Source organism: Janthinobacterium tructae (assembly GCF_006517255.1).
Lineage (GTDB): Bacteria > Pseudomonadota > Gammaproteobacteria > Burkholderiales > Burkholderiaceae_D > Janthinobacterium > Janthinobacterium tructae.
The window spans coordinates 5526947-5546942 of the sequence record NZ_CP041185.1 but is presented as its reverse complement, the minus strand read 5'-3'; the positions used below and the strand labels follow the sequence as shown (position 1 = coordinate 5546942).

Here is a 19996-nt window from a genome sequence, read left to right as displayed (position 1 = left end):
TCCGGCACCGCTTATGTCTACCAGACGCGCACACGCTGTTGCGGCGCCAGGTACAGCTGCTGCCCCGGCTGGACGTCGAAGGCCGGATACCAGGCGTCGAGGTTGCGCACGGTGGCGGCGCGGTATTGCGCCGGCGCATGGCCATCCGTGAGGATTTGCTGGCGCGCCGCCGCTTCGCGCGCCTTGCTGCGCCAGCTGACGCCGTAGCCGATGAAGAAATCGCGGTCCGCGTTCGACTGCGCCGGCTTGCCCTGTTGCGACAGCGTGAACGCATCATGCGCGGCCGCCACGCCGGCCAGATCGGCCAGGTTTTCGCTCAGGGTCAGCTGGCCATTCACGGCCAGGTCGGGAAACGGCTTGTAGGCCGCGAATTGCGCCACCAGCTGCTGGGATGCCGACTGGAAATGCGCCAGGTCGGCCGGTGTCCACCAGTCGCGCAGCTTGCCCTGGGCGTCGAACTGCGCACCCTGGTCGTCAAAACTGTGGCTGATCTCGTGGCCGATGGTGGCGCCGATGCCGCCATAGTTGGCCGCATCGGATGCCTGCGGGTCGAAGAATGGCGGCTGCAGGATGGCGGCGGGGAAGTTCAGCGCATTTTGCAGCGGCAGGTTGACGGCGTTGACCAGCTGCGCCGGCATGGCCCAGGCCTTGCGGTCCGGCGACTGGCCCAGCTTGGCCAGTTCCCGGCGATAGTGAAACTGTTCCGCCCGTTGCACATTGCCCAGCGCGTCGCCGCGCACCACGCGCAAGCCCGCATAGCTGTCCCAACGCTCGGGATAGCCCACGCCCACGTACAGGGTCTTGAGTTTTTCCTGCGCCTGCGCCTTGGTGGCGGGCGCCATCCAGTCCAGCTTGTCGATGCGGCGCGAGAAGGCGGCGACGATATTCGTCACCATGTCTTGCACGCGGGCTTTCGATTCCGGCGGGAAAAAGCGTTCCACGTACAGCTTGCCGACGGCATCGCTCAGGGCCGCATTCGTCGCCTCCAGCGCCCGCTTGCTGCGCGGCGACTGCTGCGGCGTGCCGCTCAGGGTGCTGCCATAGAAGGCAAAGCGCTGCTCGGCGGCCGCCTTCGGCAGAATCGTGCTGAAATGGTTGATGGCGTGGAAGGCCAGGAAATCCTTCCAGGTGGCCAGCGGCACGCTCGCCACCAGCGCCGCGCTGCCCGTCATGGCCGTCGGATGCCAGACGATGAAATCCGTCTGCTGGCCCAGCCCTGCCGCCTGGAAGAAAGCTTTCCAGTCCAGGCCCGGCGCCTTGCTGGCGAAGTCGGCGGCGCGCCACGCGTTATTGCCCTTGACCACATCGGCCGAATCTTCGCGGCTGGCGTGACTGGCGGCAATCTGCTGCTCCAGCGCAAACACGCGCGCGGCGCGGCCCGCCGCATCGCTGTAGCCGGCCTGCCGGAGCATGGCGGCAATATGCGCCTGGTAAGCCGTGCGCAAGCCCTGCATGCGCGCGCTGTCGCCCTGGTAAAAGGCGCGGTCGGGCAAGCCCAGTCCGCCCTGCAGCAGGTAAGCCACATTGCGCGTGGTGTCGTTCAAGTCTTGCGCCACCCACAGGCCAAACAGGTTTTCCGTATGAAAATTGGTGGCGTTGAGCGGATCGACATCGGCGCGCAAGCTCTCGCCCAGCGCACGGGCCAGCCCTGCCTGGTCGCGTATGCCATTGATCTTTGTCAACAAGGGCTTGATCGGCGCCCAGCCTTTCGCTTCGATAGCCGCTTCATCCATCCAGGAACGGTAAAAATCGCTGACCTGGCGCGCGGAGGCATCCGTCTGTGGCGCCGCCGCCAGGCCTTCGACGAGGCCGATGATGCGCTCGTTGGTCGCGTTGGCAAGGATGGCGAACGAGCCCCAGCTGCTGCGGTCGGCGGGAATCTCCGTGCTGCGCAGCCAGTCGCCATTCACGTAGTCATAGAAGTCGTCGCCAGGCAAGACTTTGACGGGGACAGCGGCAGTGGCGCCGGCGGCCTGGCCGTGCGCCTGAGCCGGAAAACCGGCCAGCGAGACGCCGGCCAGGGCGATGACGATGGCAGCCTGGACTGGCGTGCGGGGCCAGGAAAAACGCAAACCGTGCATGGCGATCCTTTCGATGAAAATAGCCAAAATCATAGCCTGAAATCATACCTTTTTTGGGCCCGACAACCATCCCCAAACTTTTTTTCATGCGGACAAAAAATCAGCTTATAGTTGAACGACCCCGTGCCGCGTGTACGCCAAAGGAGATTGCCATGCAACTGGAAGCGCTGTTCCAGCAACCCCACGCCCTGCCTGCCGCCCCGAAGATCGTCAATGAACTGGTGCGCAGTTTCGACAACCCCGCCATTGCCACCGAAGACATCGCGCGCCAGCTGGGAGCGGACCCGGTGCTGAGCGCCAAGCTGCTGCGGCTGGCCAACTCGGCCTATTACCACGTCTCGCGCAGCGTCGGCACGGTGGAAGACGCCGTGCTGATGCTCGGTTTTGTGACCGTGCGCACCCTCGTCATCAGCTCGGGCCTGGTCAGCGGCTACAAGACCGTGCCCGGCCTGAATCTGCCGCAGTTCTGGCGCTACAGCCTGCACAGCGCCGTGTCGGCCCGCTGGATCGCCAGACAGACGGGCGACAACCAGGACCTGGCGTTCACCGTCGGCATGATGCATGCGATCGGACAACTGGTGATCCATGCCGCCATGCCCGAGCAAGCCATGCAGCTCGACAAGATCGCGCCGCCGCTCGATGCGCGCCGGCTTGATGCGGAACGGGTGTCGCTGGGCTATGACTATGCGCAAGTGGGCGCCGAACTGACGCGCCGCTGGAAGTTCCCTGCCACCTTTGCCGAGGCCATCGCCGCCTTTCCCGATCCGCTGGCCAAGACGCCCCTGAACCGGCTGGCCGCCATCGTGCACCTGGCTTCCTGGCGCGCGCGCATCGAGGAAAATGCCTTGAGCAATGAAGAAATCATCGCCTGCTACCCGAATGAAGTGGCTGAAGCGCTCGGTTTACCGCCGTCCGTGCTGGTGGACAGGATGCCGCCGCCTGCCGAACTGAGTGCGGGACTGGAAGAACTCGTCAAATAAACCGGTCGCGGCCGGAATCGTCTCCCCAGCATCCATGCGGGTTTTGCGGGCGATTCCGGCGGCCAGGCAAAACCATTCAGATTATTTTCACTTTTTTTTCAAAAACACCCTCAAGTTCCCGCTGAACCTGCCGCTAATCTGGACAAGCGGTAATCCATTCACTAGTTACGGGTGTGCTCATGACCTCCAACGACGTTCTCTCGATGTATGAAAATATTGCAGGAATGACCAACAAAATGGTCGTGGCCGCACGTTCGAGCGACTGGGATGGCTTGGATACCCTGGAAAACCAGTGCGCCAGCGCAGCCAGCGCGACCTTGACGGGCAGCATGCCTGCCCAGGCCGGCGCCTCGCGCCTGCGCAAGATCGACTTGCTCAAGCAAATCCTGGCCAATGACCGCGAAATCCGCGCCATCACGGAACCGTGGATGACGCAGCTGTCGAACATCATGCCAGGATCGCGCGCCCGCATGTAAATAAGCAAGCTTGCCACGCCAGAAACGATAAAAGCACCCGAGGGTGCTTTTTTTACGTCTGCCGCCGTGCCAGGGAGCGCGCCATCTGCGACACTCAAAAAGCAAGGAGGGGGAATTTGGAAGGCGAACCCCAGGTATCTCCTGGCGTCGCCTCGCTGCCGGTTGCATCCGGCGTTCGCGAGCACATCGTCGGCATCGCAAACCGCTTCCAGTCCCAGGCGTTTATGCAACGCTACACCTGTTTGCCGCGCCACACTATCGTTGGTGACTGCGACAGGCTGGGGCTGTTTTGTCGTAGAGCAAGTCCACTGAGTTAATCATATCACCATCTTTGAAAAATAGGCAACACCGTACACAGGCACTTTCTATCTTTTTTAAATATCTTTTTTTATATCAAATTTTTAGCGCGGCCTTGCAGCAGCATTAACGCGAGAACGGCTCCGTTTCCGCCTCGGCCGCTTCCTCCTCCACCGCCTCCGTCAGTACCGGCACCTCTTTCTTGCGGCCGAACGGCTTGCGCAGCAGGACCCAGTATTTCGACGGCGCGCCCGGCCCCGCCACCTGCCTGCGCTTGCGCACGACATACACGATGAGCGCCGTCAACAGCACGAAGGCCAGGGTGCCGATACCGAGCCACAGCAAGCCGTTGCCGCCCGTTTTCTTTTCCTTGTCGGTTGCCGGCGCCGCGTGCAGGGGCTTGGGCTTGACATGCGGCGCCTGCGCCTCGACCGGCGCGGCAGCCGGCACAGCGGCGGCGGTGACGGGCTGAGCCAGCGCCTTTTGCAAGGCGCCGATCTTGCCTTCCAATTCACCGAGCTTGTCATTCAGGGCCGCATTTTTCTCATCCAGCGCCACGCACGCTTGCGCCTGCCCAGCATCCACCTGGGGCGCGCAAGCGGCGACGGGCGCCCTGACACGGCGCAGCGGCGGCGGACGCAGCGCGGGAGCCGCCGGCGTAGGCACGGCAAGCGGCGGCACGAACACGCGCGCCGGACGCACCAGTCCCTCGGCCCGCGCGCGCGCTGCCAGCGCGGCGGCATCGGGCGGCGGCGTGCCGGACGCAGTGCGCGGCAGCGGCAAAGGCACGGTCACGGGCGCCGGAATGACGGGCCTGACTGGCGCACCGGCAGCGACGGCGGCGGGCGGTGCCGGCGTCAGCCACAGCGTACCCAGACGCACGACGGCGCCGCTACCATTACCCAATAACAAATACAAATGTACATGACCCGCCTGAATCGCTTGCCGGGTAGTCACGCGCACATACTGCCGCCCACCGCGTTCCAGCGGGCTGATCATCAAAGTTTGCAAGGCCGGGTCCATGCCGATGCCGCCGCCCCGGTACACATCGGGCGAGGCCAGGCGCACGGCCACGCCGCCGGCCTCTTCTGGAGTAAGGGCCGTCAGTTCGATCTCGGCCAGCAAGGGCTGCCCTACATGTGACAGCACCGCCATCTCGCCCAGTTCGGCCGCCATCACGGGCGGCAAGGCCAGGCTGGCGGCGGCGCACGCGATCAGGGACCAACGGGTAACAATGCTGCTTTGCATGGACTGATCGCTTTGATAACAAGATAGGAAGGGAAACTCGTCTGTCTTTAACGGCAGGAAATCGCAAAAATATAGATGGACCAAGGGAAAAATGATGCAATACAGCATCATCCTGTGTCTTTTTGACGTCTGGAGTACACTCGATCCACCTCCATCGATGAAAGGGATGCCATGAGTAGCAGAATCGAACGCGACAGTTTCGGCCCGATCGACGTACCCGCCGACCGGCTTTGGGGAGCGCAAACGCAGCGCTCGCTTGAGCACTTCCATATCTCCACGGAAAAGATGCCGCCTGAACTGATCGCCGCCCTGGCCACCGTCAAGCGCGCGGCCGCCCACGTCAACCTGGAGCTGGGCCTATTGGATGGCAAGAAGGCCATCGCCATCACGCAAGCGGCCGACGAAGTGCTGGCTGGCAAGCATGACGCAGAATTCCCGCTGGCCGTCTGGCAGACGGGCTCCGGCACGCAAAGCAATATGAACATGAATGAAGTGCTGGCCAACCGCGGTTCCGAGCTGATCGGCGGCTTGCGAGGAGAAGCGCGCCTGCTGCACCCGAACGACGACGTCAACCTGGGCCAGTCCTCGAACGACATCTTTCCCACCGCCATCCATGTGGCGGCCGCACTTGCCGTCGCCAACACGGTCCTGCCGCCGCTGCGCCAGCTGCGCGCCACGCTCGACGCGAAAGCCACGGAGTTTGCCGATATCGTCAAGATCGGCCGCACGCATTTGCAGGATGCCACGCCCTTGACCCTGGGCCAGGAATTTTCCGGCTATGTGGCGCAGCTGGACTTTGCCGAGCACATCATCACGGCATCGCTGCCGCCGCTGCTGCAGCTGGCCGCCGGCGGCACGGCCGTGGGCACGGGCTTGAATGCCCACGTGGAATTTGCCGGTCGCATTGCGGCGGAACTGGCACGCCTGACGGGCCAGCCGTTCGAGACGGCCAGCAACAAGTTTGCCGCCCTGGCCGCCCATGATGCCCTGGTGGCCGCCCATGGCGCGCTGAAAACCCTGGCCACGGCGCTGATGAAAATCGCCAACGACGTGCGCTGGATGGCGTCCGGCCCCCGTTCCGGCCTCGGTGAAATCACCATCCCCGAAAACGAGCCAGGCAGTTCCATCATGCCGGGCAAGGTCAATCCCACCCAGTGCGAAGCACTGACCATGCTGTGCTGCCAGGTGTTCGGCAACGACGTCGCCATCACGGTGGGTGGCGCCTCGGGTAATTTCGAGCTGAACGTCTTCAAACCCTTGATTGCGCACAACTTCCTGCAAAGCGCGCGCCTGCTGGGCGACGGCATGCGCAGCTTCGACGCGCATTGCGCGCACGGCATCGCGCCGAACCGTGGTCGCATCGCCGAGCTGATGGAGCGCTCCCTGATGCTGGTCACGGCGCTGGCGCCACACATCGGCTACGACAAGGCGGCGCAAATCGCCAAGCAGGCCCAGCATGAAGGCACGACCCTGAAGCAAGCGGCACTGGCCCTGGGCTATGTGACGGAAGAGCAATTCAGTGCATGGATCGTGCCACTGGAGATGACGCAGCCCAACAAAAGCTGACTTACACCCTGCATTGCTGGCGGCTTCAGGTAAACTATGGATTAGTTGAGGTCGTCATCAAGTGTTGAAAACACATCATTGCAATAAGGGATACAATGCAAAAAGTAAGCTTTGATTTAACATCCGAGTTCGTCGAGCTGAACCAGCTGCTGAAGCTGGTCGGCTTGTGCGACAGCGGTGGCGCAGGCAAGGTCATGGTCGATAGCGGCGTGGTGAAGGTCGATGGCAAGAAGGAATTGCGCAAGACCGCCAAGATCCGCGCCGGCCAGGTCGTCAGCGTGGGCGATATCCGTATCACGGTCGTCGCTCCCGTCTGACTCCGGCATGGGGGGCGAAAGCAGCCCCATGCGTCCAGCCAGCACCGCTGCCAGCCCGGCTGCCCAAGTCAAGCTGCGACACGTCGTTATTGTCAGATAAATATCGATTGCGGAAGGGAAGCGCCATGGACCATCCCGAACACGGTACGCGCAGCCAGGAACGCCTGATCGGCGACTTGCGCCAGGTAATAGAAAACGCGGAAGAATTGCTGCGTAACACAGACAAATACACCAGCAGCCTGTATCAGAGCGCACGCGCCAGGCTGGAACTGGCCCTCGTCGGGGCCACCGCCGAGCTGGCCCGCTTTGAAGAAGAGCAAGTCGCGCGCATGATGGACGCCACCCTGGCCGCGAATGCCCTGTACCGCGATCAGACGGGCGAAGCGCGCCTGCTGCGGGCCTTCGAATAAAGTGTCACGCCGCCAGCACCGCATGCGCCAGCCACTGGCGCAGGCGGGCGGCCAGGTCGAATGCCGGATCCCGCTCGAACGCCGCATCGAGCGCGGCGCCAAACGTTTGTCCCTGCCGCAACGCCAGCAAGGCCGCATGCGCGGCCGCATCCACTTGCAGCACCTGCGCCTTCCAGCGCGACCTACATACCAATGTCCAGCTGGCCACCTGCATATCGTGCGGAAACATCCCCTGCTCTTCGCCATCCTGATGCGCATGCCACAGGGCCGCCACTTGCCAGTTCGATGCCAGCAAGGCGCAAGCGGGATGCAAGGTAAAACGGCGCACTTCGAGCTGATCGGGATGCAGGGCGGCCAGCGCCTCTGGCGCCAGCGCTTGCGCATCGGCAGCGTAATGGGCCAGGTGCACGGCCCATTCCAGGCGCGCCATGTCCGGCAGATAGGGCAACTCGGCCGCAGGCGGAAAACTGCTCAGAAAATCGGCGAAACGGGCACCAAACTGCGTCAAATCGGCGCTATCTGACGGATACTGGCGGCCGTACGCGCGCGCCAGGCCGCCAAAAAAATCCGCGCCAACCAGCGCCAGCACGACGGGATAGGCGTGGCCCAGGGTACGGCGCCAGGTGGTGCTCAAATTGCCGCGATACAAAGAGAAACGCTGCGGCACCGCCTCTCCCGCGAACGATGGCAACGTCGCCGCAGTATCGAGCAAGGCCGTGGCAAATGCTTGCTGGCCGACCGCCAGCGCATCGCACGACGCGGGCGGTGGCGCCGCCGCCAGCAGCGCGCCCTGCCATGGCGCTTGCGGCGCATGGCGCGCCAGCATCGCTTGCGCCTTGTCCGCTTCGCCCAGCAGGATATCGAGCGGCGGCAAATCCGTATCCCATTCGACCAGGGTGGGAATGGCGCCAAAGCGCAGCAAGGCGGCCGCATACAAGTCCCAGACGGGCTCGGCCACGGCGGCGCCATGGTGGTCGATCACGGCGTGCGGCGTCAGCAGATGGCCGCCCAGGTGCAGCTCGCCCACGCTGCCCGGCGCGATGCTTTGCATGGCAAGCAGGGTGTCTTCGCCGTGGTTGCACTGGTTCACATACAAGTTGTTGATATCGAGCAGCAGCCCGCAGCCGCTGCGGCGGGCCAGTTCCGCCAGGAATTGCGCCTCGCTCATGGCATCGTCGGCAAAACGCAGGTAAGTGGAGACATTCTCCAGCAAGATCGGCCTTTTCAGCACATCCTGCACGCGGCCCACCCTTGCGCACAACAAGTCGAGGGCGGCGCCATTCAAGGCCAGCGGCAACAGATCATTGAGTTGCTGCTGCGCCACGGCGCCCCAGCACAGGTGTTCCGACACGAGGGCCGGCTCGATGCGCTCCACCACGGCGCGCACGCGCTGCAAATGGGGCTCGGAAAAGCCGCGCACGGAGCCCAGGCCAAGGCCCACGCCATGCAGGCTGATCGGGTAATCCTGGCGCAGCGTCTGCAACACATGACTATCCCAGCCAGATGGCTGCAGATAATTTTCGGTATGCACTTCCAGCCAGCCCACGGCGGGCCGGCGCGCCATGAAGTCGCGGTAGTGCGCGGCGCGCAGGCCGACGCCGGCACGCGCTCGAAGTGGCTGCGGCATGGGCAAGCGGCGAGAGCTTACGGCTGCGTGGCCGGTTTGGCGGCCTTGCCGGCCTTGATGGGCTTGACGGAGCCGCCCGCCTGTTCGCACGTGCCCTTGGCAACATACGCCCATTCCGTGGGCAAGTTGTCCGCCTCGGCCTGGCCCGCGCAGGAATGCGCGCCATCGGACGAGGCGCAATCGTTCTGCCCTGCCTTGGCGACGCCGTAGCATTTTTCCTTGTCGCCAGGAGCGGGACCATCGTGTGCGGTCGCGTTGACGGTGGTGCCGGCACAGAGGCCCGCAAGGGCGGCGGCGATGAGAGCTTGACGTTTGTTCATGGGGAGTCCTCTTGCATGGGTCAAAGTAATGGCACGCCCCGGGCTGCACTATGGGCAACGCGAGGTGATGGACGTCATTTTACTGAATCGGCCGTGCCATGGCGAACCATGGTCAATTAATCAACTTGACAGGAGCAGGAAAAAAAGCGAAAACACTGACAAAAACGCCCACTCTCCACCGTCGAGGACGGTGGTGTGGGCATGGGCACGGCAAAGCGCCAGACGGGCGCTACAGACCTGCGCTCAGGCTGTCGTGTTGATGCGGTTACCGAGGTGAGCCGGCAGACTCGGCGCCGACTGTACCGGTGGCAACGCTGCCAGCAAGGCAGTAGCAGTCGAGCTTTGGATATCCTGGGCTTTTTTCAGGACAGTCAAACCGACGGCTTGCCGCGTGCCGGTCTCCGCCATCGTGGTTGACAGTTGAGCAATGCTTCCGACGTCCATACATTTCTCCAATGAGGTTCTACCAGTATTAACGGATGGCGCCGGCAAACCTTTAGCTTATTTTTCCAGCTTATTTTCCAACTGCAGCAGCAACCAGGCCAGTACGTGCTCGCGCGCATTCAAGTCCAGCCATTGCACGCCCTCACGCAGGTCGGCCGGCGCCGGGCTGTCGGAGGCGACGGCGATCACATGCGGGTCGTGCGGATACAGGGGCGCCTGCCCCACTTCCGGGCGGAATACTTCCAGCTTGGGGATGGGGTCCGTCTTGAAACCTTCGACCAGGGTCAGATCCGCCGGCCCCATGCGGGCCAATTGCTGCGCCAGGCTCGGCTCGGGCGCGCCGCGCAACTCATGCACGATGGCAAAGCGATATGGCGACGCCACCAGCACTTCCGCCGCCCCAGCCAGGCGCAACCGGGCGCTGTCTTTTTGCGGCGGTTCCAGCGCCAGGTCATGGTGGCTGTGCTTGACCAGGTTGACACGCAAGCCGCGCGCCGCCAGTTCCTTCACCACAAATTCCAGCAGGGTCGTCTTGCCGCTACCGGAACGGCCGATCACACCCAGTACCGGGTGGGCGGGCATCGCATCGTGCATGATCACTCCTTGATTGAGAAGCAGTGATTATACGCAGCCCCACCGGCGCCAACGCCCGGCGCTGGCGCCATGCATTGCCCGGCTCATTGTCCAACTCATTGTCCAGCTCATTGTCCAACTCATTGTCCAGCTCATTGTCCAGCTCAAGCGCCTGCGACTTTGCCACCCTGCCGCCGGCGCCGGCCCGCCGGCCCGGGCGCTATCTGCGCATTCCTGGCCCAGCGCGCCAATTGCCGATGCGCAGCGATTACGCCCGCTTCGGCATCAGATTGCACGGGCACGGCAGTAACGGCGGCGACCAAGCCTTCAGCCTGCGCCAGCGGGGCGAAGTCATGCGCCCGCACATCCGCTTCCCATGCGGCCCGCTGCGCCAGCACGGCAAAGGGCACGGCGGGTGCCGCGCGCGGCTGCGCCAGGGCCAGCACGGCACCCAGGCCGCTGGCGGCCGCCACGCGCGCGCCCATCTGAGGCAAGCCGCCATCGGCGCCGCGGCAAAATCGCTGCAAGATGGTTTTGATGATCGACGTGTGATCGTATACCTCGTGGCTGACGCTGCCCGGCGCGATCAGCGGCGACACCAGCAGCATGGGCACGCGCACGCCGTACTGGCGAAACGCGGGGTCGTCGTCGGCGGCGGCGGGCGGCGGCACATGGTCGAAAAATCCGCCGTGCTCGTCATAACTGAGGATCAGCAAGGTGCGCGACCAGGCGGGACCGCGCGACAGGGCCTGGTAAACCTGCGCTACCAGCGCCTGGCCGGCGCGGATATCGGCCGGTGGGTGGTCGTCATTCTCAAAAAAATGCGGATCGATCCAGCTGACAGACGGCAAGGTGCCCGCCAGCGCATCGCCGATGAAACCATAGCGGCGCGCGCTGGAGCCGAAGGGCTCATACCACTCGGACGAGCGGTAATGGTCGTCGCTGAAGGCCAGGCTCCAGGGTTTCCAGGCGGAATAAAATTTCCAGCTAAGCTGGGCCCGGTCCAGGTGGCGCACGAAGGACTTGTTCGCATACAGGGGCACGCGCTTGCTGTCGCGGCTGCCGGCCGCCTTGCCGCTGATCGCATACAGGCGGTTGGGCCAGGTGGCGCCCGGCACGGAACTGTAGCAGCGGTCGCAGACGCAGAACTGTTGCGCCAGGAAATCATACATGGGCAAGTCGGCCGCATTATAGTAACCCATCACCAGATCGATGTCGGGGTCGCCCGGATGCGTTTGCGCATAGTCGTCGACGAAGCCGCCGTTATTGTTTTGCAATTGCTGCGCCACCGACAGGCCCGTATGCGACGGGTCTTGCTGCGGGCCGAAGGCCGTGCGCTGCAAATGGTGCACAGGATACGTCACGCCCGCGTGCAGGTTGGCATGACTGGACTGCAAGCCATCGATGTCGGCGCGCCCACTTTCCAGGCTCAGGTAGCCCAGCATGTGGTCGAACGAGCGGTTTTCCATCATCAGCACGACGATATGCTCGATGCGCGCCAGGTTTTCCGGCGCATCCGTATCAAGCACACCCTCATTGGCGGCAGCAATCATGGGAACTCCCCGGCCGCGCACAGGGGCGCAGCGACCCTGGTTCGACCAGGCCAGGCCAGGTTGGTTCAGCTATGGCGGCCCGGCCTTGATGCGCAACAAGTCAATACGGCACGCGGTAGCGGTAGCCCTTGAAACTGAAGATGGCCGCCTTCGGCTGCAACTTTTCCAGCACCAGGCCCGGTGCCAGCTCTTCGCCTTCGTGGCGCAGCACCTTGTCGATCAGCAACAGGCGGTCGGCCGGATTCTTCGAATAGATATAGCCGCCGATGGCAATGGCGGGGATTTGCCGCTGTATCGGCTCAGGCAGGTCGCGCATGCCGGGGACACTTTCCTCGGCGGCGGGCGTGGGCGGCACTGCAGGCGCCGGTGCCGCAACGGGCGGCGACACGGCCTGGCCGGGCGTCTCCTGCTTCGGCTCCGCCACGGGCCTGGCATGGTGCACGGGCGCGGCGGTGGCCGCTGGCGGCACGAAGGCCGCCACAGGCGCGGGTGCGACCGCCGCTGGCGGGGCAGCCACGGGCAAGGGCGCGGGCACGGCCTGGGCCAGCACGGCTGGGACGACAGCAGCGGCCGCAGGTGCCGCCGCGTCCGCCTGCCAAGGCTGCCACAGCAGCAGTGCGGCAGCCACGGCCACGGCGACGCCGCCCAGCGCCAGCCACACGGGCGTGCGCCGCGCAGAAGCGGACGCTGCGCCATCATGCAGCTGCACTTGCGGTGCGTGAATCGAGGGCAACTCGCCCAGCTGGCGCTCGGCCTGCGATTTTTTCAATGCTTCAAGTATGTAGGACATCTTATTTCCCCGCCACCATCGCCGTCGCAGCGGATGCTGCCACGGCAGGAGCCGCGCTGCTCAGGCGCGGCTCCGCGTTATCACCCAGTTGCCTCAGGCGTATGTACGTTTTCGGACCTGCCAGGCCATCGGCCCGCAAGTTCTGGCTCTGCTGGAAAGCGCGCAGCTGGCCTTGCATCTCGGCATCGAGCGGCAGGTTGGCTGCCGGCACCGGCAAGCTCCGCTGTTGCGCCAGGCGCTGCGCCAGCCAGTCCACGTCGGCGCCGCGGGCACCCAGCGGCACTTCGTCGCGCCAGCTGCGCGGGGCACGCCAGAAGGTGGTAAAGCTGCCATCGCTGCGCTGCGCCAGCTGGGCCAGCGACAGGCTTTGTGGTTTGCCATCGAGCATCAAGGTGGCCGTCTCGCCCTGCAAGCGCGTCAGCAGCGCCAGCTGTTCCGCCCCTTGCCCATCGCGCAAGGTCAGCATGGCGGGAGTATCGAGCACGCGCAGTTCGGCGATGCCGCCCCGGCTATGCAGGCAGCGCAGGCCGGCGCGGGCGCCCGCCTGGCAAGCGTCGCCGGCCGGCAACTGCTCGCCCCACAGGGCGGCCAGCTGGCGCAGCACGGCGTTGCGGTCCGGCACGCTGACGGGCGCAGGCACGGCCACCACTGCAGACGCCGCCGGCACGGATGCGGCCAAGGCCGGTGCCGGTGCAGTGACCGCCGGTACGGGCATGCCAGCGCGCGGCATGAAATGCCATGCCAGCGCAGCCGTGACCACGGCACCGGCCAGCACGCCACCGGCCACGTGCGGCCAGCGCAGGCCCCGTCCGGCAGCCGGCTTGCCCTCTTCGGCAAACACTTCCTCGGCGGCACGGCGCAATATCTGGCGCGTCACCTGCGCCTGGTTTTCCACGTAGGCGCCCAGCAGCGCGCGGTCGCACAGCAGGTTGATGCGGCGCGGCACTCCCTTGCTCAAGGCATGGATCTGCGCCATCAGGCGCGGCGCGAACGGTGTCTGCGCCGTGCTGCCCGCCACGGCCAGGCGGTGGCGGACATAGCTGGCCGTTTCCTCGGCCGTCAGCGAGCCCAGGTGATAGCGGGCAATCACGCGCTGCGCCAGCTGCTCCAGCTCGGGCCGGGCCAGCATGGCGCGCAATTCCGGCTGGCCGATGAGGATGATCTGCAGCAGTTTGCGCTCGCTCGTTTCCAGGTTCGTCAGCAAACGCAGCTGCTCCAGCACGGCGGCGGACAGGTTTTGCGCTTCATCAATGATCAGCACATTATTCTTGCCCTGCGCATGGCTGGCCAGCAAGTGCGCATTGATGGCGTCGACATAGCCTTTCACGCTGGCCACGCCGGGCGCCACGGCGATGCGGAATTCCTCGCAGATCGACAGCAGCAATTCCTCGACGGACAGTTTCGGATTGAAGATATAGGCGAGCTGGCAATTTTCCGGAATCTGCTCCATGAAGCAGCGGCACACGGTGGTCTTGCCGGCGCCGATTTCTCCCGTCAGCAGCACGAAGCCGCCGCCGCTGCCCACGCCATACAGCAAGTGCGCCAGCGCTTCGCGGTGGCGTTCGCTCATGAACAGGTAGCGCGGATCGGGGGCGATCGAGAACGGCGATTGCTTGAGCTGGAAATAATGCGTGTACATGAAGACCCTGCGGATGAAACGATCAAAATGCGCGGCGGCAAGCCGAACCCCTCAGCGGGTGCGGGCGGGCGGCAACGGCTTGTATTTGGCGCAATACACTTTCGCCTTGCTGCGGAAGTAGACGATTTTACTGCCAGGCACGGAACCACGGACAGGAAAGGCGGAATTGTCGAGTTTATTGAAACGCAGGCCCGAGGCGCTGCGGATGGCCGGTTCCAGCTTTTCCGGCGTCGCGTCCGCCACCACGCCCATGAAGACGAGGGGGCTGGTGTCGTCACTGACGATCACGTCGGTAACGGGCGCACCCCACAAGGTGGCGTCCGTGCGGAACCAGTAGGCGCCGCCTTCATGCTTGTAGGCGGGGCCGAAAGCCGTCAGCAAATAGGCATAGAAGGCCTTGTTATCGATCTGGTCGATGCACAGCACGGCATTGCCCACCACTTGCCCGAACGTGGACGGCGCTGCCTTTTGCTGCGCCAGCACGCCGGACACGGGGACGCCGCAGGCCAGCAGGGCGAACGCCGCCAGCAGGGCCGGCGCACGCCAGGGGTGCATCAATGCACGGCGCACGCGCATGATCAGCGCTTGCGCTCTTCTTTCTTGACCTTCTTGGCTTCCTTCTTTTCCTTCATGCTCTTGGCCGGTTCCTTCTTGGCTTCTTTCTTGCTGTCCTGTGCCTTGCTCATCATCTACTCCATGCTTGGGCGAAAATGCCTGGGCCATTATGACACTCCCCCATAAAAATGCCACGCAATTTCCCCCATGCAATAGATCCCGTCTGGCAAGCACATGCCGCGCATGCGCTTATTATTTGCAAAAAGATGTTTGCATTTCCATTTTATTATGTTTTAATACACGCAATTTATAAAAAGATATTATTCCGGTGCGGCATGACCAGCGCCTGAAAGCATACAAACTGGGGACAGAGCATAGGCCGGCATACGGCGGGACCATGTGTAACGAATTACAGCCCTCGGCAGAAATACAGAACATGATGAGAAAGATGATCTTGCTGTGCGCGGCCCTGTCGCTCTGGGCCGCTGGCAACACGCATGCGGCAGACAAGCCGACACCGATTCCGCTGGCCGCCTACCAGGCGACGCACGCTCCTCTGGCCGTACGCCTGGCCAGTTTCCAGTTACCCGACGCCAGCCAGCGTGCGCTCGCGCCGCATGAACCGAGCACGCATTCGCTGCTGCTGGTCGCCATCGTACTGCTGAGCCTGCGCATGCGCGTGCGCGCCAGCAGCGAAAAATTCAGCACCTGATGTGAAAACGGCCGCGCAAGGCGGCCGTTCCAGTCAGGCATCAGCGCACTATCAGTGCAGGCACAGGCGGCGGCGCGTCTTTTCGATCAACTCCGCATCGTAGGGATGCAGGTTCTCGATAAAGAACAATTCCGTTTCCGCTTCATCTTCCAGGCACATTTCGAGCATGACCGGGCCATCGCTTTCGCGGCCCAGGAAATCCTTCGGCCAGCGGTTCTTGCGGTGCGTGCGCATCATTTCCATGCCCAGCTTGGCCAGCGGCGCCGACACGCCGGCGGCCAGCGCCTCTTGCTGCCAGTCATCCCAGTACTCGCTCTTTGCTGCCTTGTCGTTCATCATGCTCTTCCAACTCAGATGTAAAAGGCGGACTTTACTCTTCATGGCGTCCCTTGCCAAGCATGCATACAAGCAATAGCGCAACACCAGACATAGACCAGTCTGAAAAAATTGGCATTAAACAAGGCCAATTTCAATACCATTCTCAAAACACAAAAATCCCTTTATTAACAAATACTTGCAATCTCCAACTCGGGCACGGCACGGCATCGCACAAGGCATTTGCTAATACCACTTAAATACCTGTTGACAAGCCATCGAGGCGACAATATAGTGCCTTCAGCTTTTTCGCCGCCCGAGAAATAAAAAACGAGACAGGCGCAATCAACCATATGCGGGACTGCACAACATGATCGAATACATAATCGGCGTCGACGGCGGGGGCAGCGGCACCCGCGTACGCCTGGCGCGCCTCGATGGCCAGGAACTGGCGCAGGGACAAAGCGGCCCATCCGGCCTGGGACTGGGCATCGAACGCGCCTGGACGTCCGTGGCACATGCCGTCACCCTGGCCTTCCGCGCCGCCGGCCTGGAACAACCGTCGCTGCAGCGCATGGCCATCGGCCTGGGCCTGGCCGGCGTACACAACAAGCAGTGGGCCGCCAGCTTTATCGAACACAATCCCGGCTATGCCTTGGTGGCACTCGAATCGGATGCCCTGACCACCCTGCTGGGCGCACACGCGGGCCAGCCGGGCGTCATCGTTGCCATCGGCACCGGCAGCGTAGGCGAAGTGTTGCACGCGGACGGCAGCCGCCACGAAGTGGGCGGCTGGGGCTTTCCCTCCGGCGACGAAGCCGGTGGCGCTTGGATCGGCATGCGCGCCATCAACCACGCGCAGCAGGTGGTCGACGGGCGCGTGCCCGGCAGCGCCTTCGCCACGGCCATCATCGACGCCTGCGGCGGCCAGCGCAACGCCATGCAGGTGTGGCTGGCGGCCGCCAGCCAGACCACCTACGCGCAACTGGCGCGGCTGGTACTCGAACATGCGGCCAGCAACGTGGTGGCGCGCACTATCCTGAGCGACGCGGGCCAGCAGATCGCCCTCATCGCCAGGGCGCTCGACCCGGCCGGCACCTTGCCCGTGGCCCTGTGCGGCGGCCTGGCGGCGCCCTTGTCTGGCTACCTGCCGGCGGCACTGTTGCAACTGCTCGTGCCGGCACAGGGCGACTCGGCGGCAGGCGGCCTGCGCCTGATCAGCAAGCACTTGCAGGAGCAATGACCATGCTGACCAAACTGTCCGGCTTCAAACCCAATCCCGCCAGCGACACGCCGCTCTACATGCAACTGGCGAACATGCTGTCGGACGGCATCGCCAGCGGCGACTGGCGCGCCAACCAGGCCTTGCCTTCCGAGCGCGTGCTGTCGGACATCCTGGAAATCTCGCGCGTCACGGCGCGCAAGGCCATCGACATGCTGTGCGACCGGGGCATGCTGACGCGCAGGCGCGGCTCGGGCACCTACATCACGCCCAAGCTGGAGCAGCCGCTGTCGCGCTTGACGAGCTTTTCGGAAGAATTGCGCCAGCGGGGCTTCACGGCCGGCTCGCGCTGGCTGCAGCGCGACATCGGCGCGGCGGCGCCGCTGGAACTGCTGTCGCTGGGCCTGTCGCCACACATGCCGGTGGCGCGCTTGCGCCGCCTGCGCACGGCCGACGAAGTGGTGATGGCGATCGAGACGACCACCATCCCCGCGCTGTACATGCCGGACCCGCAGCAGGTCACCGATTCGCTGTACGGTTACCTGGAGTCGCGCGGCACCATCCCGATGCGCGCGCTGCAGCATATCCGCGCCGTCAACGCCACGGCGGAACAGGCCAAGCTGGCCAATATCAAGACGGGTGAAGCCATGCTGCACATCACCCGTGTCAGTTATCTCGACAACGGCGCGGCGGTGGAACTGACCCACTCGTATTGCCGCAGTGATTATTATGAATTCGTAGCGGAGTCGCGCAGATGAGCAGCACTATCAAAGGCAATATCCTTACCCCAGGCGGCTGGATCCACGGCGCCATCGCCTTCGGCGAGCGCGTCGACAGCATCACGGGCGAGTCCCTCCACCCGTCGACCAATAGCGACGACTATATTTTGCCCGGCTTTATCGACCTGCACGTGCATGGCGGCGCCGGCAAGGACATCATGCAAGGCGGCGAAGCCGTCTACACCATCGCGGCCATCCATGCGCGCCACGGCACCACCAGCCTCCTGGCCACCACCATGACGGCGCCGCCGGAAGATATCGACATGGCATTGAGCGCCATCGGCATCGCCGCCAACAACCGCCGCCCGAACACGGCACGCGTGCTGGGCGCCCACCTGGAAGGCCCGTACATCAATTCCGGCAAGCTCGGGGCGCAGCCCAACTACGCGCGCGCTGCCACGCTGGCCGAAATCGAACGCCTGCAAACGCTGGCCAAGCTGCGCGTCATCACCGTGGCGCCGGAAATCGCCGGCCACCTGGACCTGGTGCGTGCCCTGGCCGACGCCGGCGTGCGCGTGCAGATCGGCCACACGCTCGGTTCCTATGAAGACGGCGTGGCCGCGCTGGAACATGGCGCCATGGGCTTTACGCATTTGTTCAACGCCATGAGCGGCCTGCACCACCGCGAGCCGGGCATGGTCGGCGCCGCCCTGGCGCACGCCGAATACGCCGAACTGATCCCCGACCTGCTGCACGTGCACCCGGGCGCCATCAAGGTGGCCCTGCGCGCCATCCCGCGCCTGTACTGCGTCACCGATTCGACCGCCGCTACCGGCATGCCGGACGGCGAATACATGCTGGGCCGCCACGCCGTGCAGAAATGCATGGGCGGCGTGCGCCTGCCCGACGGCACGCTGGCGGGCAGCACCCTGACCCTGGACCAGGCGCTGCGCAACCTGGTGGGACTGGGACTGGATCTGGCCGACGCGTCCAAGCGCGTGTCGACCAATGCCGCCGATTACCTGGGCCTGGAAGAACGCGGCCGGCTGGCCCCCGGCACTTACGCCGATCTGGTGGTACTCGATCGCGATCTCAAACTCAAAGCTGTGTATATAGAAGGAGAAATCTGTGACCTCAATGATGCTTAAAGAAGCCATTTCCGCCGCCGAATGCGTCGCCCTGCAACTGGCCAGCGACACGGAACGCTACGCGGAACTGGGCCGCAAATTGAGGAGCACCTCGTTCTCGACCGCGCTGACCATCGCGCGCGGCAGCTCCGACCACGCCTGCAACTACGTCGCCTACCTGATCATGGCGCGCCTGGGCCGTGTCGTGGCATCCTTGCCGATGTCGCTGGTCACGCTGAACAAATCGCCGCTGGTGACGCGCGATACCTTGGCCATCTCGATTTCGCAATCGGGCCAGAGCCCGGACGTGGTCGAACCGATCCGCTACTTCCGCGACGGCGGCGCCACTACCGTGGCCCTCGTCAACGACATCGATTCGCCGCTGGCGCACGCCGCCGAATGGGCCATGCCCCTGCGCGCCGGCAAGGAACAAAGCGTCGCTGCGACGAAAAGCTTCATCACCAGCCTGGTCGCCGGTGCGCGCATGGTGGCCCAGTGGCAGAACGACCCCGAGCTGCAGGCGGGCCTGGAAGCGCTGCCCGAAGCACTGCTCGAAGCGACCCGCGTCGACTGGTCGCCGGCGATTGACGTGCTGGCGCCGGCGCGCAACATCATGGTCGTGGGGCGCGGCATCAGCTTCCCCGTGGCGCTGGAAGCGGCGCTGAAATTCAAGGAAACCTCGGCCCTGCAGGCGGAAGCGTTCAGCGGCGCCGAGATCAAGCACGGCCCAATGGCACTGATCGAAGACGGCTACCCGCTGCTCATTTTTGCAACGCGCGGCCCGACGCAAGCCGGGCTGCTGCAACTGGCAACAGAGATGCGCGGCCGCGGCGCCAAGGTCTTGCTGGCGGCCCCCGCCGACGTGGCCGAACGCGACCTGACCCTGCCCGTGGCGGCCACGCCGGACCTCGACCCGATCGTCGCCATTCAGTCCTTCTACGTGATGGCGGCGAAACTGTCGGCCGCGCGCGGCATGGACCCGGATGCGCCGCGCCACCTGAGCAAAGTAACAAAAACAAACTAAG

The 19996-nt window shown here is 64.2% G+C and carries 21 protein-coding genes; 10 read left to right on the top strand and 11 right to left on the bottom strand.

From position 1 onward, the window contains the following. Nucleotides 1-17: 17 nt before the first annotated feature. The gene (locus FJQ89_RS24365; RefSeq protein WP_141172040.1) at nucleotides 18-2081 is read right to left on the bottom strand and encodes a M13 family metallopeptidase; all 2064 of its coding nucleotides are present in this window, start codon (nucleotides 2079-2081) and stop codon (nucleotides 18-20) included. Between the two features lie 152 nt (nucleotides 2082-2233). On the opposite strand from FJQ89_RS24365, the gene FJQ89_RS24360 reads away from it, so the two are divergent. Together FJQ89_RS24360 and FJQ89_RS24355 are read left to right on the top strand one after the other, a co-directional pair. Next, on the top strand, nucleotides 2234-3061 hold the full coding sequence (locus FJQ89_RS24360) for an HDOD domain-containing protein (protein WP_141172039.1): 828 nt from the start codon (nucleotides 2234-2236) through the stop codon (nucleotides 3059-3061). Between the two features lie 224 nt (nucleotides 3062-3285). Next, entirely contained in the window at nucleotides 3286-3537 is a 252-nt protein-coding gene (locus FJQ89_RS24355; RefSeq protein ID WP_341474469.1) for a flagellar protein FliT, read from the top strand. Between the two features lie 423 nt (nucleotides 3538-3960). On the opposite strand, the gene FJQ89_RS24350 is transcribed toward FJQ89_RS24355, so the two are convergent. Next, complete coding sequence (locus FJQ89_RS24350; RefSeq protein WP_141172037.1) at nucleotides 3961-5082, bottom strand: type IV pilus assembly protein FimV; 1122 nt, start codon at nucleotides 5080-5082, stop codon at nucleotides 3961-3963. Nucleotides 5083-5253: 171 nt separating this feature from the next. Here FJQ89_RS24350 and fumC point away from each other — a divergent pair, with 171 nt between their 5' ends. The 3 genes from fumC to FJQ89_RS24335 all read left to right on the top strand — a co-directional run bounded on the left by fumC (nucleotide 5254) and on the right by FJQ89_RS24335 (nucleotide 7375). After that, complete coding sequence (fumC, locus tag FJQ89_RS24345) at nucleotides 5254-6648, top strand: class II fumarate hydratase (protein ID WP_141172036.1); 1395 nt, start codon at nucleotides 5254-5256, stop codon at nucleotides 6646-6648. A 95-nt stretch (nucleotides 6649-6743) separates the two neighbouring features. After that, complete coding sequence (locus tag FJQ89_RS24340) at nucleotides 6744-6965, top strand: RNA-binding S4 domain-containing protein (protein WP_035825476.1); 222 nt, start codon at nucleotides 6744-6746, stop codon at nucleotides 6963-6965. A 125-nt stretch (nucleotides 6966-7090) separates the two neighbouring features. Continuing rightward, on the top strand, nucleotides 7091-7375 hold the full coding sequence (locus tag FJQ89_RS24335; protein ID WP_141172035.1) for a hypothetical protein: 285 nt from the start codon (nucleotides 7091-7093) through the stop codon (nucleotides 7373-7375). A 4-nt stretch (nucleotides 7376-7379) separates the two neighbouring features. Here FJQ89_RS24335 and bufB read toward each other — a convergent pair whose 3' ends face one another. From bufB to FJQ89_RS24295, 8 genes are all read right to left on the bottom strand, one after another. Beyond that, nucleotides 7380-9002 carry an MNIO family bufferin maturase gene (bufB, locus tag FJQ89_RS24330; protein WP_141172034.1) on the bottom strand — a complete coding sequence of 541 codons (1623 nt, stop codon included), beginning with the start codon at nucleotides 9000-9002 and terminating at the stop codon, nucleotides 7380-7382. A gap of 17 nt (nucleotides 9003-9019) precedes the next feature. Beyond that, nucleotides 9020-9322, bottom strand: coding sequence for a BufA1 family periplasmic bufferin-type metallophore (locus FJQ89_RS24325; RefSeq protein WP_141172033.1), 303 nt, complete (start codon nucleotides 9320-9322; stop codon nucleotides 9020-9022). A gap of 243 nt (nucleotides 9323-9565) precedes the next feature. Then, nucleotides 9566-9766, bottom strand: coding sequence for a YjfB family protein (locus tag FJQ89_RS24320; protein ID WP_034781856.1), 201 nt, complete (start codon nucleotides 9764-9766; stop codon nucleotides 9566-9568). A gap of 57 nt (nucleotides 9767-9823) precedes the next feature. Then, a complete protein-coding gene (gene mobB / locus FJQ89_RS24315) occupies nucleotides 9824-10360 on the bottom strand; it encodes a molybdopterin-guanine dinucleotide biosynthesis protein B (RefSeq protein WP_116743428.1) in 537 nt (178 codons plus the stop codon). Between the two features lie 143 nt (nucleotides 10361-10503). Continuing rightward, a complete protein-coding gene (locus FJQ89_RS24310; protein ID WP_141172032.1) occupies nucleotides 10504-11892 on the bottom strand; it encodes an alkaline phosphatase family protein in 1389 nt (462 codons plus the stop codon). Nucleotides 11893-11992: 100 nt separating this feature from the next. Further along, the gene (locus tag FJQ89_RS24305) at nucleotides 11993-12682 is read right to left on the bottom strand and encodes a general secretion pathway protein GspB (protein WP_071079057.1); all 690 of its coding nucleotides are present in this window, start codon (nucleotides 12680-12682) and stop codon (nucleotides 11993-11995) included. A gap of 1 nt (nucleotide 12683) precedes the next feature. Beyond that, nucleotides 12684-14321 carry an ExeA family protein gene (locus tag FJQ89_RS24300; RefSeq protein ID WP_141172031.1) on the bottom strand — a complete coding sequence of 546 codons (1638 nt, stop codon included), beginning with the start codon at nucleotides 14319-14321 and terminating at the stop codon, nucleotides 12684-12686. 51 nt (nucleotides 14322-14372) lie between these two features. After that, nucleotides 14373-14897 (bottom strand): hypothetical protein, encoded by a 525-nt coding sequence (locus tag FJQ89_RS24295; RefSeq protein ID WP_141172030.1) that lies wholly within the window; start codon nucleotides 14895-14897, stop codon nucleotides 14373-14375. A 415-nt stretch (nucleotides 14898-15312) separates the two neighbouring features. On the opposite strand from FJQ89_RS24295, the gene FJQ89_RS24290 reads away from it, so the two are divergent. Continuing rightward, nucleotides 15313-15588: a hypothetical protein gene (locus tag FJQ89_RS24290; protein WP_141172029.1), complete on the top strand. Its 276-nt coding sequence runs from the start codon at nucleotides 15313-15315 to the stop codon at nucleotides 15586-15588. Nucleotides 15589-15639: 51 nt separating this feature from the next. Here the strand turns inward: FJQ89_RS24290 and FJQ89_RS24285 are convergent, their stop codons facing one another. After that, complete coding sequence (locus FJQ89_RS24285) at nucleotides 15640-15927, bottom strand: hypothetical protein (RefSeq protein WP_071079060.1); 288 nt, start codon at nucleotides 15925-15927, stop codon at nucleotides 15640-15642. A 346-nt stretch (nucleotides 15928-16273) separates the two neighbouring features. Here FJQ89_RS24285 and FJQ89_RS24280 point away from each other — a divergent pair, with 346 nt between their 5' ends. From FJQ89_RS24280 to FJQ89_RS24265, 4 genes are read left to right on the top strand one after another with little or no spacing between them, the layout of a single operon-like run. After that, complete coding sequence (locus FJQ89_RS24280) at nucleotides 16274-17146, top strand: glucosamine kinase nucleotide-binding domain-containing protein (RefSeq protein WP_141172028.1); 873 nt, start codon at nucleotides 16274-16276, stop codon at nucleotides 17144-17146. A 2-nt stretch (nucleotides 17147-17148) separates the two neighbouring features. Next, nucleotides 17149-17883 carry a GntR family transcriptional regulator gene (locus tag FJQ89_RS24275; protein ID WP_141172027.1) on the top strand — a complete coding sequence of 245 codons (735 nt, stop codon included), beginning with the start codon at nucleotides 17149-17151 and terminating at the stop codon, nucleotides 17881-17883. Beyond that, entirely contained in the window at nucleotides 17880-18992 is a 1113-nt protein-coding gene (gene nagA / locus FJQ89_RS24270) for an N-acetylglucosamine-6-phosphate deacetylase (RefSeq protein ID WP_141172026.1), read from the top strand. The genes FJQ89_RS24275 and nagA overlap by 4 nt, the downstream gene beginning before the upstream one ends. Then, nucleotides 18982-19995: an SIS domain-containing protein gene (locus FJQ89_RS24265; protein WP_071079063.1), complete on the top strand. Its 1014-nt coding sequence runs from the start codon at nucleotides 18982-18984 to the stop codon at nucleotides 19993-19995. Before nagA ends, FJQ89_RS24265 begins: the two co-directional genes overlap by 11 nt. Nucleotide 19996: the final 1 nt, after the last annotated feature.